At 34.9% G+C, this 16,733-nt stretch carries 15 protein-coding genes; 12 read left to right on the top strand and 3 right to left on the bottom strand.

From position 1 onward, the window contains the following. Window positions 1-41 precede the first annotated feature (41 nt). From thrS to P6N22_RS04800, 3 genes are all read left to right on the top strand, one after another. Window positions 42-1,817, top strand: a complete 1,776-nt coding sequence (gene thrS, locus P6N22_RS04790; RefSeq protein WP_280331122.1) for a threonine--tRNA ligase — start codon at window positions 42-44, stop codon at window positions 1,815-1,817. 23 nt (window positions 1,818-1,840) lie between these two features. Then, window positions 1,841-2,332: a translation initiation factor IF-3 gene (gene infC / locus P6N22_RS04795; protein WP_280331124.1), complete on the top strand. Its 492-nt coding sequence runs from the start codon at window positions 1,841-1,843 to the stop codon at window positions 2,330-2,332. Window positions 2,333-2,461: 129 nt separating this feature from the next. Continuing rightward, entirely contained in the window at window positions 2,462-4,591 is a 2,130-nt protein-coding gene (locus tag P6N22_RS04800) for a methyl-accepting chemotaxis protein (RefSeq protein ID WP_280330688.1), read from the top strand. 35 nt (window positions 4,592-4,626) lie between these two features. Here the strand turns inward: P6N22_RS04800 and P6N22_RS04805 are convergent, their stop codons facing one another. Next, the gene (locus P6N22_RS04805) at window positions 4,627-6,057 is read right to left on the bottom strand and encodes a methyl-accepting chemotaxis protein (protein ID WP_280330690.1); all 1,431 of its coding nucleotides are present in this window, start codon (window positions 6,055-6,057) and stop codon (window positions 4,627-4,629) included. A 16-nt stretch (window positions 6,058-6,073) separates the two neighbouring features. Then, window positions 6,074-7,402: an MFS transporter gene (locus tag P6N22_RS04810; protein WP_280330692.1), complete on the bottom strand. Its 1,329-nt coding sequence runs from the start codon at window positions 7,400-7,402 to the stop codon at window positions 6,074-6,076. A 67-nt stretch (window positions 7,403-7,469) separates the two neighbouring features. Here P6N22_RS04810 and rdgB point away from each other — a divergent pair, with 67 nt between their 5' ends. Then, on the top strand, window positions 7,470-8,057 hold the full coding sequence (rdgB, locus tag P6N22_RS04815) for an RdgB/HAM1 family non-canonical purine NTP pyrophosphatase (RefSeq protein ID WP_280330694.1): 588 nt from the start codon (window positions 7,470-7,472) through the stop codon (window positions 8,055-8,057). 128 nt (window positions 8,058-8,185) lie between these two features. On the opposite strand, the gene P6N22_RS04820 is transcribed toward rdgB, so the two are convergent. Continuing rightward, a complete protein-coding gene (locus P6N22_RS04820) occupies window positions 8,186-8,953 on the bottom strand; it encodes an undecaprenyl-diphosphate phosphatase (RefSeq protein WP_280330696.1) in 768 nt (255 codons plus the stop codon). A gap of 116 nt (window positions 8,954-9,069) precedes the next feature. On the opposite strand from P6N22_RS04820, the gene P6N22_RS04825 reads away from it, so the two are divergent. The 8 genes from P6N22_RS04825 (at window position 9,070) to ccoN (ending at window position 16,725) form a co-directional block, all read left to right on the top strand. Then, window positions 9,070-10,182 carry an alanine--glyoxylate aminotransferase family protein gene (locus P6N22_RS04825; RefSeq protein WP_280330698.1) on the top strand — a complete coding sequence of 371 codons (1,113 nt, stop codon included), beginning with the start codon at window positions 9,070-9,072 and terminating at the stop codon, window positions 10,180-10,182. Between the two features lie 43 nt (window positions 10,183-10,225). Beyond that, on the top strand, window positions 10,226-11,080 hold the full coding sequence (locus tag P6N22_RS04830) for an ATP phosphoribosyltransferase regulatory subunit (protein ID WP_280330700.1): 855 nt from the start codon (window positions 10,226-10,228) through the stop codon (window positions 11,078-11,080). Then, window positions 11,077-12,330, top strand: a complete 1,254-nt coding sequence (locus P6N22_RS04835) for an adenylosuccinate synthase (RefSeq protein ID WP_280331126.1) — start codon at window positions 11,077-11,079, stop codon at window positions 12,328-12,330. The genes P6N22_RS04830 and P6N22_RS04835 overlap by 4 nt, the downstream gene beginning before the upstream one ends. Before the next feature lie 56 nt (window positions 12,331-12,386). Beyond that, on the top strand, window positions 12,387-12,767 hold the full coding sequence (locus P6N22_RS04840; protein ID WP_280330701.1) for a flagellar export protein FliJ: 381 nt from the start codon (window positions 12,387-12,389) through the stop codon (window positions 12,765-12,767). After that, entirely contained in the window at window positions 12,767-13,276 is a 510-nt protein-coding gene (locus tag P6N22_RS04845) for a PDP protein (protein WP_280330703.1), read from the top strand. Before P6N22_RS04840 ends, P6N22_RS04845 begins: the two co-directional genes overlap by 1 nt. 61 nt (window positions 13,277-13,337) lie before the next feature. Next, entirely contained in the window at window positions 13,338-13,889 is a 552-nt protein-coding gene (locus P6N22_RS04850) for a DUF507 family protein (protein WP_280330705.1), read from the top strand. Window positions 13,890-13,891: 2 nt separating this feature from the next. Then, entirely contained in the window at window positions 13,892-15,028 is a 1,137-nt protein-coding gene (carA, locus tag P6N22_RS04855; RefSeq protein ID WP_280330707.1) for a glutamine-hydrolyzing carbamoyl-phosphate synthase small subunit, read from the top strand. A gap of 218 nt (window positions 15,029-15,246) precedes the next feature. Continuing rightward, window positions 15,247-16,725: a cytochrome-c oxidase, cbb3-type subunit I gene (gene ccoN / locus P6N22_RS04860; protein WP_280330708.1), complete on the top strand. Its 1,479-nt coding sequence runs from the start codon at window positions 15,247-15,249 to the stop codon at window positions 16,723-16,725. Window positions 16,726-16,733 lie beyond the last annotated feature (8 nt).

Here is a 16,733-nt window from a genome sequence, read left to right on the forward strand (position 1 = left end):
GATAAGATTTGAGTGCAATAGCAATTAAACACAATGATGAAATTTTAGATTTAGTAACTGCCGAGGAGCGCGGTGTAAGTGGAGAAGAGATTGAATTAGACAACTCTGAAGCATCTTTAGAGGTGCTTCGCCACTCAACGGCTCACTTAATGGCACAAGCGATTAAATCACTTTATCCAGATGCTGAGTTTTATGTAGGGCCGACTGTAAATGAAGGTTTTTACTATGACTTTAAAACATCTGCTGAGATTGGTGAAGCTGATCTAAAAACAATTGAAAAGCAAATGCTTTCTTTTGCAAAGAAAAAATATGCAATTGAAAAATATTCGATTACAAAAGATGAAGCACGTAAGAAATTTGAGAACGATCACTTAAAACAGGCAGTTCTTGATATGATCCCAAGTGACGAGGTTTCTATCTATAAACAAGGTGAATTTGAGGACCTTTGTCGTGGACCTCACTTACCGAATATCGGACTTATCAGAAATTTTAAACTTACAAAAATTTCTGGTGCGTATCTTGGCGGAGATTCAAAAAACGAGATGCTTACTCGTATCTACGGTATAGCTTTTGCAACTAAAGAGGAGCTAAAAGCGTATCTTGATATGATGGCAGAAGCGGAAAAACGTGACCACCGTAAACTTGGTAATGAGATGAAGCTATTTACTTTCCGTGAAGAAGTTGGAGCTGGTTTTCCTATCTGGTTACCGGCAGGTGGTCGTCTTCGTGCAAGATTAGAATCACTTCTGTTTAAAGCTCACCGTAAACGTGGTTACGAGCCGGTTCGCGGTCCTGAGATGTTAAGATCTGATCTTTGGATGACATCTGGACACTACCAAAACTATGGTGAAAACATGTATTTCACTAATATTGATGAAATCGAGTTTGGTGTAAAACCTATGAACTGTGTTGGTCACATTAAAGTGTATGAAGAGGATCTTCACTCTTACCGTGATCTTCCACTGAAGTTTTTTGAGTACGGTGTAGTTCACCGTCACGAAATGACAGGAGCACTTCACGGACTTTTCCGTGTACGTGAGTTTACACAAGATGATGCACACATCTTCTGTACATCTGATCAGATTGAAGAGCAAATTATTGAAGTGGTTGATTTTGTTGACAAAATCATGACAACTTTTGAATTTGACTATAAAATGATGATCTCGACAAAACCAGATAAAGCAGTTGGTGATGATGCTGTTTGGGAAACTGCGGAAAATGCTCTGAAAAAGGCTATGGAGAAAAATAATCTTCCATATTCAATTGATGAAGGTGGCGGTGCGTTCTATGGACCGAAGATCGATATCAAGATTACAGATGCAATTGGACGTGAGTGGCAGTGTGGAACTGTACAACTTGACTTCAATCTTCCAGAGAGATTTGAGTTAGAGTATAACGGTGAAGGAAATGAGAAAATCCAACCTGTTATGATCCACCGTGCAATTCTTGGATCGTTTGAGAGATTTATTGGTATTTTAACAGAACATTATGCCGGTGAATTCCCAATGTTTGTGGCTCCGACACAGGTTGCTATCGTTCCTGTAGCAGAGACACATAAAGATTACGCTAAGGTTTTATCAGATAAACTTATCGATATAAATGCCGATAGTGAGATATATGCAAAGAACGATTCTTTAAATAAAAGAATCAGAACTGCAGAGAAAACACGTGTACCTATGATCGTAGTTATCGGTGACGAAGAGATAGAAAACAAAACGGTTTCTATCCGTGATAGACGTAGTAGAGAGCAGTACAGCCTGAGTGAGGAAGAGTTCCTTAAACTAATTCAAACTAAAATAAATGAGGTAAATTTTTGAGTAAAAAGACAGATCGTGTCATAATGAACGACGATATTCGCGTTCCTGAAGTAAGATGTAATTTAGATGGTGGAGAATCTTTAGGGATTATCTCTACAGATGAAGCAATGGAAAAAGCAAACGAGTTAGGATTAGATTTAGTTCTAATCGCTCCTCAAGCAAAACCACCAGTTGCTAAAATTATGGATTATGGTAAATTCAAATACCAAGAAGAGAAAAAACTCAAGGAACAGCGTAAAAATCAAACAAAAATCGTTGTGAAAGAGATTAAACTGTCTGTAAAAATTGCCGAGAATGATGTAGCTTATAAAGTAAAACACGCTCGCGAGTTTTTAGAAAAAGGATATCATGTAAAATTCAGAGTATTCCTAAAAGGTCGTGAGATGGCTCACCCTGAAGCTGCGAAAGAAGTTTTAGAACACGTATGGCCGATGATCGAAGATATTTCAACTATGGAAAAACCACCGAAATTCGAAGGTCGCTACTACAATATGTACATCGTACCTAAAAAATAGGTTCTTCAATTATATAGAGTAGAGAAAATTTTCTCTACTCTTCTCTACTTTATTCCATTATTTTACTTTCATTTTACACTATCAATGTATACTGTGCCCCCCTATTCAAATACAGTATAAGGACTTATTGTGATTAATATCAAATCATTATCGATCAGTAAAAAAATACATATCCCTCTTATTCTTTCTATGTTTATCGGTACTGTAATTATCGTTGTGAATGTTTTTTATTCTATGGAAGACTTAGAAAAAGATATATATAGTAACGAATCAACAACATTGACAACTCTTTTTGATGAGGCACTTGAGACAAAACAAGATATTGGGATTACCAACGCTATAAATATCTCTCAAAATTATAGTGTTGTGAAAGCTTTAGAAAGTAACGATAGAAAAATAGCTATCAAAGGTTTAGAAGATTTTTCTAAAGAGTTTAAAAAAAATACAAAATATAAAAATATTAAAGTGCATATCCATGATGCAAATCTACACAGTTTTTTACGCTCATGGAAAGTGCAAAAATATGGCGATGATTTAAGTGGTTTCAGAGAAACAATCAAGAGTATTAAAGCAAATAAAGAGCCTCTTGTAGCCATAGAACTAGGGCGTGCAGGACTTATACTCCGTGGCTTGTCTCCAATTATGAAAGATGGAAAATATTTAGGTTCAGTAGAATTTATGCAAGGTTTAAACTCTATTGTACGTTCTGCCAAGAAAAATTACGGTTACGATATAGCAATAGTGATGAAAAATGAGTATCTCTCAGTAGCAAGCTCTTTAAAAGATGCGAAAAAAGTTGGAGATTACACACTTGCCGTCAAAGAGAGAAATATAGACCCGGCGTATCTCGCAGATCTTCAAAATGTTAATTTCACTACAGATGAGCCGTATATAATTACCAAAAATTACTTCGTAACATCAAAGCCGATAAAAGATTTTTCAGGCAATACTGTTGCATATGCTTTAATAGGTGATAATATCGCAAATGTAAATAAAGTGATTTCACAATCTAAAGATTCTTTACTGAGACAAGTATATATCATTTTAATCATTGACGTTTTAATTCTTCTCTTTTTAATAGTTATAATTAAAAAATATGTTACAGAACCTATAAAACACTTAGATGCTGTGGCAAGTGAATTAGCACAGGGTGATGCTGACTTTTCAAAACGGTTACCTGTAAATAGCAATGATGAGCTTGGACATGCAAGTAAAAGTTTCAATGCTTTCATTGATAAAGTTGAAAAACTTGCAGAAGAAGCACAAATGAAAGCAAAAGAAGCCGATAATAAGGCACAAGAAGTTTTAGAACTGATGGATAAAAGTCAGCTCAATGTCGATCTGGCCCATAAAATGATTAAAGGTTCTGTTGATAATTCAAATAATTTACGAACAAGTTTACAGAACAATGTGGGTGCAATCAAAGAATTAAATGTTCTTAATGATGACAATTCGGAAGTAATTGCTGAAGTTACATCTACAACGGGTGAAGTGATCGATACAATAGCAAATATCACAGAGATGATTGGACATACAAGAGAGTCTTCAGAACAGTTAAGCTCCAATGTAAATGAGATTTCTGATGTTACTTCATTGATTAAGGATATCTCTGATCAAACAAACTTACTGGCACTCAATGCTGCAATTGAAGCTGCTCGTGCAGGTGAACATGGACGTGGTTTTGCAGTTGTTGCAGACGAAGTAAGAAAGTTAGCTGAACGTACACAAAAAGCCACAGCAGAAGTGGAAGTAAACATTAATATTTTAAAACAAAATAGTATTACTATGGAAGAAAATAGTGAAAAAATTCAAGAGTATGCAAATTTTTCACAGGCAAAACTTGACGACTTTAAAGATGTATTAGCTAAACTGATAGAAAACTCAAAAACCATTAAAGATGAAAGTAGCATAGTTGAACAAGAATTGGTTCTTAGTTCAATGAAACTTGATCATATTATCTTTAAAAATAGTGGCTATGATGCAATTTTTCAACAAAAAAAAGATGTAATAGTTGATGACCATACTATGTGTAATTTGGGGAAATGGTATGTTGGTGAAGGTAAAAAAGCATTTGCAGGTATGAAAAATTTTTCGAACATAGATAAACCGCATCGCGAACTTCATCAAAATATTCAAGAAGTCTTGAATCTATTAAAAGCTAAAGATATAGATAGTGAAAGAATAAAACAATTGTTTGAAGAGGTTGAAGGTGCTTCAACAGAGTTATTTGGACTTTTAGATCATTTACATCGAGGATAGGCAGAGCACGCAAAGGCTCTGCTTAATAACAAAAATTATTTTTGAAGATTTTTATCGAGCATATCTTCCATTAGTGTATAGAGTTCTGCACTGTTTTTTTCTATATTTTTAAAATTCTCAATTACTTCTTCTTTATTTTCAAGTACTTTGTTTTCAGGATATACATACGATATGTTCTTATCTACCAAGCGGTGAATTTCTTTATGAGGGACATCAATAGCACGATATGAATCAGTATGACCGAATTTTTCTTGTGCAAATCCATGGTACCATTTGCCAAGTGAGCAAGATGTCGGTGAAGGGAATTCTGCTTTTCTTTCTCTTCTAAATACAGAAGAATAAGCGTTTGATTTGTAGATTGTGTGATCTATTTTTGCCAGGATAACATAAACCATACTCTCCAAGTTGGAAGCATATGTGGAAGCAGTCTTTGCATCATCTTTAAAGCCGTTAAGGATAGAGGTAAAGTTATCGATAGTTTCACTTGATACCTTTGTTGTTTCTATCATAGACGCTGAACCTTCTTGAAGGCCTGAGGCATCTTGTTGGAATGTTTGAATAGAGATAGATATTTCACTTGTAGCTTTTTGTGTACGTTCTGCAAGTTGTCGTACTTCATCGGCGACAACTGCAAAACCGCGGCCATGCTCACCAGCACGCGCAGCTTCAATTGCAGCATTGAGTGCGAGTAGATTTGTTTGTTCTGCGATATCTTTAATAAGATCAACCACTGAGTTGATGTCTGATGTTTTTTGATTGAGTTCATTTATTTTTTCTGATGACTCATGAACACCTTGTATCAGGCTGTGAAGATTATTACTTACATCATTGATGGCTGTATTACTAGCTTCAACAGAGTCTTCTGTAAGCTTACTAACTTCTACAATTTTTTCAAGACTTTGAAGTGATTTTGATAAATCACCTTGAAGCAGAATTAGTTCACCAACAACCCCTTGCCCTATATTTGAAATATGGGCGTTGAGTTCAGAATTTTCTATTTGAGTAGTATCAGTTTCCATATTTGCAATTGCTTGATTTGTAATAGTTACATTTTCTAGGAATTGTCCTTTGAAGTTTTGTTCATCTATTTGTGGATACGATGATTTTGAACTTGCCTGGGTGATAGATGCAGATACAGATGTTACAAACAGGTTTAGTTGAGTAGAAAGAGAGTTAAACTTTTTACGTAACTCCTCAAGTTCCCCACCATCATTATAATTTTCAATTTTTTGGTTTAATATTCCAGATTCGGTATCTGACATTGCTCGGTTGAAAAGACCAATATTTGATTGAACTTTTCTAATGTTTATAAACATAAACCATGCTAGAGCAAAGTTTGCAATATTTACAACACGCAGTATGTCAAAGCCGTAATGGTAAATCTCTATAACCAGTGCAACGGTAAAAATTGCAAGAGAGATAATATTGGCATATTGAATTTTAGTTAATGATGATACATTGGGCATCTTGATCCTTTGTTATTTAGTTATTTGATATTTTTGCTTTTAAATCATCTTCACTGAGTTGTTCTTGGTGATATTTCACAACGACTACTTTTTCTGTTTCGTTAATGAACCATTCAGCAATATGTTCACTTTCAAGTGCTTTTAGTTTATCAAAATCGATTTCATCTTCCGGTGTAATTAAGTGAGAATATTTTATCGGGTTTTTCATTTTAATTGCAGTAAACCCTAACCATATTAGACCGATTACACCAATAGTAAGTCCAAGTGTTTCGCGAGAACTCACATCTAAGTAAAGTCCTGCAAATGTACCGCCGATAAATGTCATAAAATATGCAGCAGAATTTGAAATACCAAGTGCAGCACCTTTTTGATGTACTTTCGCAAATTTAGAGATCATAGATTGCACTAACGGTTCCATCATATTAAATGCTATAAAGAACAGAATAACTGCTGTTACAAATACTGCACTTGAAGATGTAAGTCCCATCATTAAAAAAGATGCAGAAAAAAGGATAATACTGATCATAAAGATCTGTTTTGGGATATTTCTTTTTTCACCGAAAACTGCAGCAGGTCCCATTGCTAAAATACCTGCGATCATTGCCGGAACATACACCATCCAAAGCTCACTTTTTTCCCAGTTAAAGCCGTATTCCGGTTTTGTTAAAAATACAGGGATAATAACAAATGCAGCAGTCATTAAACCTTTTTGCATAGCATTGATGATGATCATACCAAGAAGGTTTGGATCTTTTATGATGTCAGATGTTTTTGCATCTTTATGATAGATATGCTTGATTTTCGGTGGTGTAGGAACTTTTGTAAAAAGAATAACAATAGATACTACTGCTAAAACGGCAGTGATGAAGAAGATTGTATCGATTCCGAAGCTTGCAGCTAGAACTGGTCCTAAAGCCATAGCAGCAGCAAAACTCATAGCGATAAATCCACCCATGATAGCCATCGCATGACCACGAGTTTTTTCCTCTACAAGGTCAGCAATCATAGCTGTTACAACAGCACCGATAGCTCCTGCACCTTGTAAGAAACGTCCAAGCATTAACATGTATATATCAGTAGAAAAAGCACAGATAAGTGAACCGATTAAAAAGATTATAAGACCGAATAAAATAGTCGGTTTTCTACCTATCTTGTCACTCATAGAACCAAACGGAACTTGGAAAATTGCCTGTGTTAAAGCGTATCCACCAACAATTACACCAACTAAAAACGGTGTAGCACCTTCTAAATCAAGTGCATAAACAGATAGTACGGGAAGAACTAAAAATAATCCTAGAAATCTTAAAAACAAGATTGATGAGAGCGGTAAAACTTTTTTAAACATTCATGAGTCCTCTTTATAGTATAATTCTGCAATTATAGTTATTAATTATAAATATGAGGAAAAAAATTTGAAACTAGTGCTAGCAACATCCAATAAGGGAAAAGTAAGAGAGATAAAAGAGTTATGTAAAGACTATGAGGTTGTTCCTTATACCGATCTGATTGAACCGTTTGAGATTGTAGAAGATGGTGCTACTTTTAAAGAAAATGCCCTTATTAAAGCAAGAGCAGTTTATAAAGCATTAAATGATGAAGATGTTGTTGTAATAGCAGATGATAGCGGTATTAGTGTAGATGTTCTTGATGGTGCTCCGGGCATTTACAGTGCAAGATATGCAGGTGAAAATGCAAATGATAAAGACAATTTGTATAAACTTATTGATGACATTAAAGCTAAAGGTGCTGAATTTTCTCCTGCACACTATACGGCAGCTATTGCGATCGTAACTAAAGACAAAGAAAAAACAGTACATGGCTGGATGTATGGAACTGCTTTAACGCAAGCAAGAGGCGAAGGTGGTTTTGGATACGATCCGATGTTTATACCTCAAGGGTTTGATAAGACTTTGGGTGAATTGAATGATGAAGTAAAAAAAGAGCTGTCTCACCGCTCAAAAGCGTTGAAACTCGCTCGTGTGGTTTTACAAAACCTATAAAATTTTTTGACTAATTTTATAAAAAACGTTTTCTACTTTGATTAATAACAAATGTAGTTGGGTGTTATATCTGCTTATTGTTTGCATCATATATCCTTTAACAAATGTATGTTAAAGGATAAGCAAATTTAGTTCCAAAGTAGTAGAATTACCCCGAATATAATTCTGTAAACTCCAAATGCTACGAAAGTAAAACGTTCTAAAAACTTTAAAAAGAGTTTTATTGTCAGATATGCTACAAGGAACGAAACAACAAATCCAACAGCTAAAACTTCCAGATTTGCAGATGAAAATTCGTGGTAGTGTTTGAGCAGATCGTAAAAAGTTACGGCACTCATAACAGGAAATGCAAGTAAAAAGCTGAACTCTGCTGAAGCTTTACGGCTAAGTCCTACAAGTAATGCACCTATGATCGTAGAACCTGCACGGCTTGTCCCTGGAATCAGAGCAAATACTTGTGCAATCCCTATCCACATTGCTTTTTTAAGAGGTACCTGTTCAACATCATCTATCAAGTGTGTCTCTTTGGGAATATAGAATTTCTCAACTACTAAGAAAATAATCCCACCTATAATGAACATTGTAGCTACGACATTTACACTAAAAAGCTCTTTGATTTGATGAGAGAAAATAAAGCCCACTGCACCGATAGGGATAAATGCTAAAAAGACTTTTGTCCAGAGATCGATTTTTTTAATCGTAAATTTCTCTTTATAGTTAAGAACAACTGCCAAAATTGCGGCAAACTGAATAATAACCTCATACGCTTTTGTTACACTTGTTTGATCAATCCCTAAAAGATCACTCGCAACGATAAGATGTCCTGTTGAAGAGATTGGTAAAAACTCCGTAAACCCTTCGATAATACCCATAATGATTGATTGTAAAATATCCATGGATGTAATTCTAGCACATCAAAGGTACAAAAACTTTTTTCTAATTATAATTTTAAACTTATTTAGATATAATTCGAGGTTTTATTTTTAAACATTCATCTAAAGTAGGAAAATACATGTTACTTTTTACACCTGGACCGACTCCAGTACCACAAAATGTTAGAAATGCGATGGCTCAAGAGACTATCCATCACCGTACACCTGAATTTGAAGCAATCTTTGAAAAAACAAGAAAGCATCTGTTTAAACTGTTTAAAACTGATGAAGTTGTAATGATTTCATCAAGCGGAACAGGTGTGATGGAAGCTGCTGTTATTAACCTTTGTCACAACACTTTACTTAATGTGAACTCTGGGAAATTCGGTGAGCGTTTTGGAAAAATTGCAGTTGCGCACGGATTGAAACAAGTTGAGATCAAAAACGAGTGGGATACACCAGTAAGTGTTGATGCTGTTGTTGAAGCAATTAAACAAAATCCAGACATCGATGCAATCGCTGTACAAATCAGTGAATCTGCAGGCGGTTTAAGACATCCTGTTGAAGAATTGGCTGCTGCAGTAAAAGCTGTAAATCCTAACATCATGATTATTGCTGACGGTATTACTGCAGTTGGTGTTGAGCCGATAGACGTAACAAATATCGATGCTATTTTAGCAGGAAGTCAAAAAGCGTTAATGCTTCCTCCAGGACTTGCTATTGTCGGTCTTTCAAACGCTGCAATCGAAAAGATTGGAAAAGGAAAAGGGTACTACCTAAACCTTGCTAGCGAGATCAAAAAGCAACGTGAAAACACGACAGCTTATACTGCTGCGACAACTTTAATCATTGGTCTTTTAGAGATCTTAGAGACTATTGAAGCAGAAGGCGGAATTGAAGTATTGTATACAAAAACAACTGTACGTGCTGAGGCTGTAAAAGCTGCGATGGAAGCACTTGGTCTACATGTATATCCAAAATCACCAGCGAAGTCTATGACTACGATTGATGATGAAAATGCAAACGAGATCAGAAAAATCTTAAAAGAAGAGATGCAAGTAAATGTTGCGGGTGGTCAGGATCACCTTAAAGGAAAAATCTTCAGAATCAATCAAATGGGTCTTATCAATGACTATGAGATGAGTTGGGTTGTTAATGCTGTAGAGCTTGCACTAGATAAACTAGGTCGTCGTAAATATGATGGAACGGCAAACAAAATTTTTAACGAAGTAACATTTAACTTAGGTAAATAGTTTTAATAACGGCTTCTAAACAAGAAAAAAAGGTTTTATATAAATGATACTTGAACATGAAATACCAAACGGTTCAAAACTTTATTTTGGTAAATCTGCTAAAGTAAAACGTCACATTGAAAAAGTAGCAAGCGATATCCTTGATGCTAATGGGTATGAGGAGATTGTAACTCCTGTATTTTCATACCATCAGCATCAGTCTATTGCTGATGAGAAAGAGCTGATCCGTTTAAATGATGAAAAAAATAATGCGCTTTCACTTAGAGCTGACTCGACTATCGATGTTGTACGTATCATTGAAAAAAGACTTGGAAGCAATACGGATGAGAAAAAATGGTTCTATATCCAGCCTGTGTTTAAATACCCGACAATCGAACAATATCAAGTTGGTGTCGAGTATATGGGTGAGACGAATTTAGCATCTGTTTTAAACATAGCGACGGATATTTTTGAAAAACTCGAAGTACAACCGCTTGTACAAATTTCAAATATAAAAATTGCAAAACTGATTGCATCTATGTTTGATGAATTAACTATTGATGATTTCAGACATATTAATATAGACAAATTTTTATCTTTAAAAGTAGAGTGGTTAAGTAAACTTGTGTATTTACAATATCCAGAACAGATTGACGAGCTTTTAACGATTGTACCTGATGCAATCAAAGTTGAGCTTGAGAAGATGAAAGCACTTTGTAAAGAGATTAAGTACACGAAAGTAGTACTTGCTCCACTTTATTACGCAAAAATGCTTTATTACGATGAACTCTTTTTTAGAGCAATTGTGAATAACGAAGTATATGCTCGCGGTGGAAAATATAAAAGTGATGATCTGACATCTGTAGGTTTTGCAATCTATACAGATACTCTATGTGAAGAATTAAGTAAAGGGAAATAATGAAAGCTGATGTAATTGTTGGAATACAGTGGGGTGATGAAGGAAAAGGGAAGATAGTAGATAAACTTGCCCTTGAATACGATATGGTATGTAGAAGCCAAGGTGGGCATAATGCAGGTCATACTATTTGGGTTGACGGTGTTAAATATGCACTTCACTTAATCCCTTCAGGTGTACTAAATCCAAAAGCTATCAATGTTGTTGGTAACGGTGTAGTTCTTTCACCGGAATCTATTATTAAAGAGATGGAGCAATTTGAAGGTTTAGAAGGCCGTCTGTTTATCTCAGATAAAGCACATTTAAATCTTTCATACCATGCTTTAATCGACCAAGCGAAAGAGCGTCTTAAAGGTGATAAAGCTATCGGTACTACTGGTAAGGGGATCGGGCCATCTTACTCTGACAAAATTAACCGCGTTGGACACCGTGTTGGTGAGCTTTTAAACCCTGAAGCATTATGTGCAAAAATTTTAGACTATTTCGAGCAAAACAAACCTATTTTTGATGTTATGGACATAGAGGCTCCGGCGAAAGAAGAACTTTTAGCTGAGTTAAAAGGTTTTGAAGAAAAACTGGCTCCATTTATTACTGATACGACACAAATGATCTGGAAAGCTCTTGATCAAGAGAATAAAAAAGTACTTTTAGAGGGTGCTCAAGGGACTATGCTTGATATCGATCATGGAACATATCCGTATGTAACTTCAAGTTCAACTGTAAGTGCAGGTGCATGTACTGGTCTTGGAATTAATCCAAAAGATATCGGTAAAGTAACAGGGATAGTAAAAGCATATTGTACACGTGTTGGTAACGGACCATTCCCAACTGAGGATCTTGGTGAAGACGGTGCAAGACTTGGTAAACAAGGACACGAGTTCGGTACAACTACAGGACGTGCAAGACGTTGTGGTTGGTTCGATGCAGTTGCAACAAGATACGCTTCACGTTTAAACGGTTGTGATGAATTAGCTTTAATGAAGTTAGACGTATTAGACGGTTTTGATGAAGTTAAAGTGTGTGTAGCTTATGAATATAACGGCGAAGAGATTGATTATGTACCTGTTGATCTTGAAAATGTAACACCGATTTATAAAACATTTACAGGTTGGACAAACTCTGTTGGTGCAAGAAAATTTGAAGATTTACCGGCTTCAGCTCAAGAATATGTAAAAGTTATCGAAGAGGTAACAAAAACAAAAGTTGGTATAATATCAACATCACCTGAAAGAGACGATACAATAATTTTATAAAAGGCTTGAAAATGAAGACGCGATACAGCTCTTTGGTTAGTGTTAAGAAAAACATTATGCAAAAGAGTGAGCGTCTTCTTCAGGCTAAAAATGCTTCATTACACAATGCCCAAGAGGCACTTGAAAAATCCATCGAAGAAATTTCACATATACAAGCTCCGCAAAACGGAATCATCGCAGATTTTATTTCCAATCGTGCATTACTTGATTCGCAACGCTCTTTAATCAAACACAATGAAGAGTGGGTTGCTTTTGCAAGAGGGGAAGTTGAATTGGCAAAAGAGCAACTTAAACGTGATATGATAGAATATGAAAAATATCAATATCTACAGTTACAAGAGATTGAAGCAATCAAGAAAAAAGAGAAAATTAAAGAAGCTAAAGAGTTAGATGAGATAGCACTGCTCACGTTTGGCGTAAAAGAAAGGTCTGCATAGTGAAATTTTTATTAGTTTTATTAGTATGTTTTGAATTATCGTACGCTTTAGAGACAAGTGATAAACTTTTTGAATGTACGGAGATTTTTAAACAAAGAAAAAGTGAATTGCTTGTTGAACTTGAAAGAATAGATGAACAAAAGCAGGCACTCCAATCTTTAAAAACTGCAACAGAAGCACTCCTCAAAGAGAAAGAAACAAAACTCAATCAACAAGAAGAAGAGATTAATAACAAGCTAAGCGAGATTAAAACAAGAGAAGAAAATACAAAGAAAATGTTAGAGAAAAATGAAAAAGCTCTTGAAGAATTAAAATCTATTAAACAAGATAAAGTCTCGCAAACATTTGCAAAAATGAAAGCTGCTTCTGCGGCAAGTGTCTTAACAGATATGGATGCACAGGAAGCTGCAAATATTTTACAATCTTTAAAACCACAAATCATTGGAAAGATATTAAGTAAAATGGATGCAAAAAAAGCTTCAGAATTAACACAACTTTTATCCAAATAATCAAAATTTTACCTAACTTATTGTAAAATTGCTAAATTTATTACAATAAGTAGGTCATCATATGAAAATATCACTCAAAACTATTCCTCACATCTCTAATAAAATAGCAATCGATTTAAATAGAAGTGGTGTTGTTACAATGACTAAAGGGCTTGAAGCTGTAGCAAATGAAGCTCAAAAAATATTTGAAAAGAGTGTTAAGCAAGAGATGGCACTTGAAGAAAAAGTAAATGAGATGATCGATGCTAACGAAGAAGAGATCGAATTTATGTTAGCTGATGAGCGTCAACTTTTTTTCATGATCAAGAAAAAGCTTGCTCCAGAATTTGGTGTTATTTTGGATTATGATGAAAGATTCTCAGATATTTCACACAAAATTTTAGATGAGCTTTATGAAGAAGATCTTATTAATTTTGATGTATCGGAAAATCGTGTAAAGAATATTATATATAACTCTATTACATCATTTATTGCAAATACATCTGAAATTCAAGATGCAGTAATGGATAAAATTCGTTCATACAAACGTAAATTTATCCCTGGGACGGATGAGTTTGAAATTTTATATGAAAAACTTTACAAAGAAGAATTATTAAAAAGAGGTATGGAGTAAAAATGGCAGAGTTAAAAAAAGTATATATATACCTTGAGAACGGTACGTACCTTGAAGCAAAAAGTTTCGGTGCTTCAAAAACAGAAGTTGGTGAAATAGTTTTTAATACTTCATTAACAGGATATCAAGAGGTAATGTCAGATCCTTCATATGCTGGTCAATTTGTTACATTTACAATGCCTGAAATTGGAAATGTTGGTGTCAATAATCAAGATATGGAAAGTTTAAAAGCACACTCTAAAGGTATGATCGTTCGTAAATATCAGCCTAGATATTCTAATTTTCGTGCAGAAGATTCTTTAGCTAACTTTTTAGAAAAGTATAATGTAATGGGTATTTGCGATATCGATACAAGATTTCTAACAAAGATGTTAAGAAAAGAGGGTGCAATGATGATGATTGCATCTACAGAGATTTCTGATAAAGAGGAGTTAAAAAAAGTTCTTGAAAACTCTCCTCGTATTGAAGATGTAAACTATATTGAACAAGTAAGTACAAAAGAAGCTTATGCACATACGCAAAGTACATATTCAACGACTGGATTTGAATATGATGAAGCTCCGGAGCAGCAAGCTAAAATAGTTGTAATTGACTTTGGTGTTAAAAGAAATATTTTGAACGAGATAGTTTCTGCAGGAATCGGTGTAGAAGTAATTCCAAACGATTTTGTTGCTGAAGATTTAATTGAGAAATATAACAACAAACTCATTGATGGTGTATTTTTATCAAATGGTCCTGGTGATCCGTTAGTGCTTAAAAAAGAGCAAGAGCAGATTAAAAAACTGATTGCTGCTAAGGTTCCAATGTTTGGTATCTGTTTAGGGCATCAGCTTCTTTCAATCTCACACGGGTACGACACGTTTAAGTTAAAATTTGGTCACCATGGTGGAAACCATCCGGTTAAAAACTTAAAAACAGGATTTGTAGAGATTACTGCACAAAATCACAACTATAATGTTCCAGACAATATTACTGAAATTGCAGAAGTAACACATACAAACCTTTTTGACGGTACGATTGAAGGTCTAAAATATAAAGACGAACCAATCTTCTCTGTACAACATCACCCGGAGTCTAGCCCTGGTCCAAAAGAAAGCAGATACATCTTCTCTGAATTCCTCTCTCTCATCAAAAGATAAGTTTTATTAATAAAACTTATCTAATCCTTAAAAATTAATTATACCTTAAGTGTTTCTAAAAATTACAAAGTAAACAAAAAGTTAATAAATTGTTACAAATATATTAACTTTAAGAAATTTTAAACATTTGTATTGTTAATATACAGTGTTAATTGGCTTAATTTTGCTTTTTAAAGTAAAGTTAAACTTAATTGCTTTGAATCTTAAGGAGGCTATATATGGAGAATCGTCCATTAGAGTACGACTATACGGTTGCAAAGATGTTTATGCTTACTACAGTTCTTTTAGGATTTGTAGGGATGCTCATCGGTGTAATTTTAGCATTTGAACTTGCTTTTCCTGGTGTTAACACTATTTTAGGAAGTGGGTTAGCTGAATTTACTAACTTTAGTCGTCTTCGTCCACTGCATACAGATGCAGTTATTTACGGGTTTACATTAAGTGGTATTTGGGCTACTTGGTATTATGTTGGTCAACGTGTACTAAAAGTATCAATGGCAGAATCAAAATTTTTAATGGCTATTGGTAAACTTCACTTTTACATTTATCTTTTAGTTGTTGTAGCAGTTGTTGTTTCATTATTAGCTGGTGTTACTACTTCAAAAGAGTATGCTGAATTTGAATGGCCTATCGATATCGCTGTTGTTGTTGTATGGGTACTTTCTGGTATCAGTATTTTCGGTCTTATCGGTATTCGCCGTGAGAAGAGTTTATACATTTCAGTTTGGTACTATATTGCTATGTTCTTAGGTATCGCTATGCTTTACCTGTTCAACAACATGGAAGTTCCAACTTACTTTATTTCTGGTGGTATCGGTGATTGGTATCACTCTGTATCAATGTATGCTGGTACAAATGATGCGTTAGTACAATGGTGGTTCGGTCACAATGCGGTTGCATTTGGTTTTACAGTACCTATCGTTGCAATGATCTATTACTTCCTACCAAAAGAATCTGGTCAAGCAGTTTATTCTTATAAACTTTCTTTACTTTCTTTCTGGGGATTAATGTTCGTTTATCTATGGGCTGGTGGTCACCACTTATTATATTCAACAGTTCCTGACTGGATGCAAACAATGGGTTCAATTTTCTCTGTAATCCTTATCTTGCCATCTTGGGGTTCAGCAATCAATATGCTTCTTACAATGAAGGGTGAGTGGCAACAAGTTGCAGCGTCTCCATTAATTAAGTTCATGGTTCTTGGTTCAACATTCTATATGTTCTCTACATTAGAAGGTCCAATCCAAGCTATTAAATCTGTTAATGCTATCGCTCACTTTACAGACTGGATTATCGGTCACGTTCACGACGGTGTTCTTGGATGGGTTGGATTCATGATTATGGCTTCACTTTTCCATATGGCTCCACGTGTATTCAAACGTGAAATCTATTCTAAAAAGTTAATGGCTACACAATTCTGGATCCAAACTTTAGGTGTTGTTTTATACTTCACTTCAATGTGGATTGCAGGTATTACTCAAGGGATGATGTGGCGTGCTCACGATGAGTTCGGTAACTTAGCTTACTCATTCATCGATACAGTTACTGTATTACACCCATACTATACTATCCGTGCTGTTGGTGGTACATTATACTTAATCGGTTTTGTTATGTTTGCTTATAACATCTACAAAACAATGTCTGCTCGTCCTGTTGAAGAGGCTGAGCTTAAAAATGCATCGCCTATGGGCGCTTAAGAGAGGGA

This window comes from Sulfurimonas sp. C5 (assembly GCF_029872055.1).
Classification (GTDB): domain Bacteria; phylum Campylobacterota; class Campylobacteria; order Campylobacterales; family Sulfurimonadaceae; genus Sulfurimonas.

Bases quoted from the DNA above. Each gene is read 5' to 3' on its own strand.
- infC (WP_280331124.1), top strand. From the start codon at position 1,841: ATGAACGACGATATTCGCGTTCCTGAAGTAAGATGTAATTTAGATGGT.
- P6N22_RS04805 (WP_280330690.1), bottom strand. From the start codon at position 6,057: ATGCCCAATGTATCATCATTAACTAAAATTCAATATGCCAATATTATC.
- P6N22_RS04810 (WP_280330692.1), bottom strand. From the start codon at position 7,402: ATGTTTAAAAAAGTTTTACCGCTCTCATCAATCTTGTTTTTAAGATTT.
- P6N22_RS04820 (WP_280330696.1), bottom strand. From the start codon at position 8,953: ATGGATATTTTACAATCAATCATTATGGGTATTATCGAAGGGTTTACG.
- P6N22_RS04825 (WP_280330698.1), top strand. From the start codon at position 9,070: ATGTTACTTTTTACACCTGGACCGACTCCAGTACCACAAAATGTTAGA.
- P6N22_RS04830 (WP_280330700.1), top strand. From the start codon at position 10,226: ATGATACTTGAACATGAAATACCAAACGGTTCAAAACTTTATTTTGGT.
- P6N22_RS04840 (WP_280330701.1), top strand. From the start codon at position 12,387: ATGCAAAAGAGTGAGCGTCTTCTTCAGGCTAAAAATGCTTCATTACAC.
- P6N22_RS04850 (WP_280330705.1), top strand. From the start codon at position 13,338: ATGAAAATATCACTCAAAACTATTCCTCACATCTCTAATAAAATAGCA.
- carA (WP_280330707.1), top strand. From the start codon at position 13,892: ATGGCAGAGTTAAAAAAAGTATATATATACCTTGAGAACGGTACGTAC.
- ccoN (WP_280330708.1), top strand. From the start codon at position 15,247: ATGGAGAATCGTCCATTAGAGTACGACTATACGGTTGCAAAGATGTTT.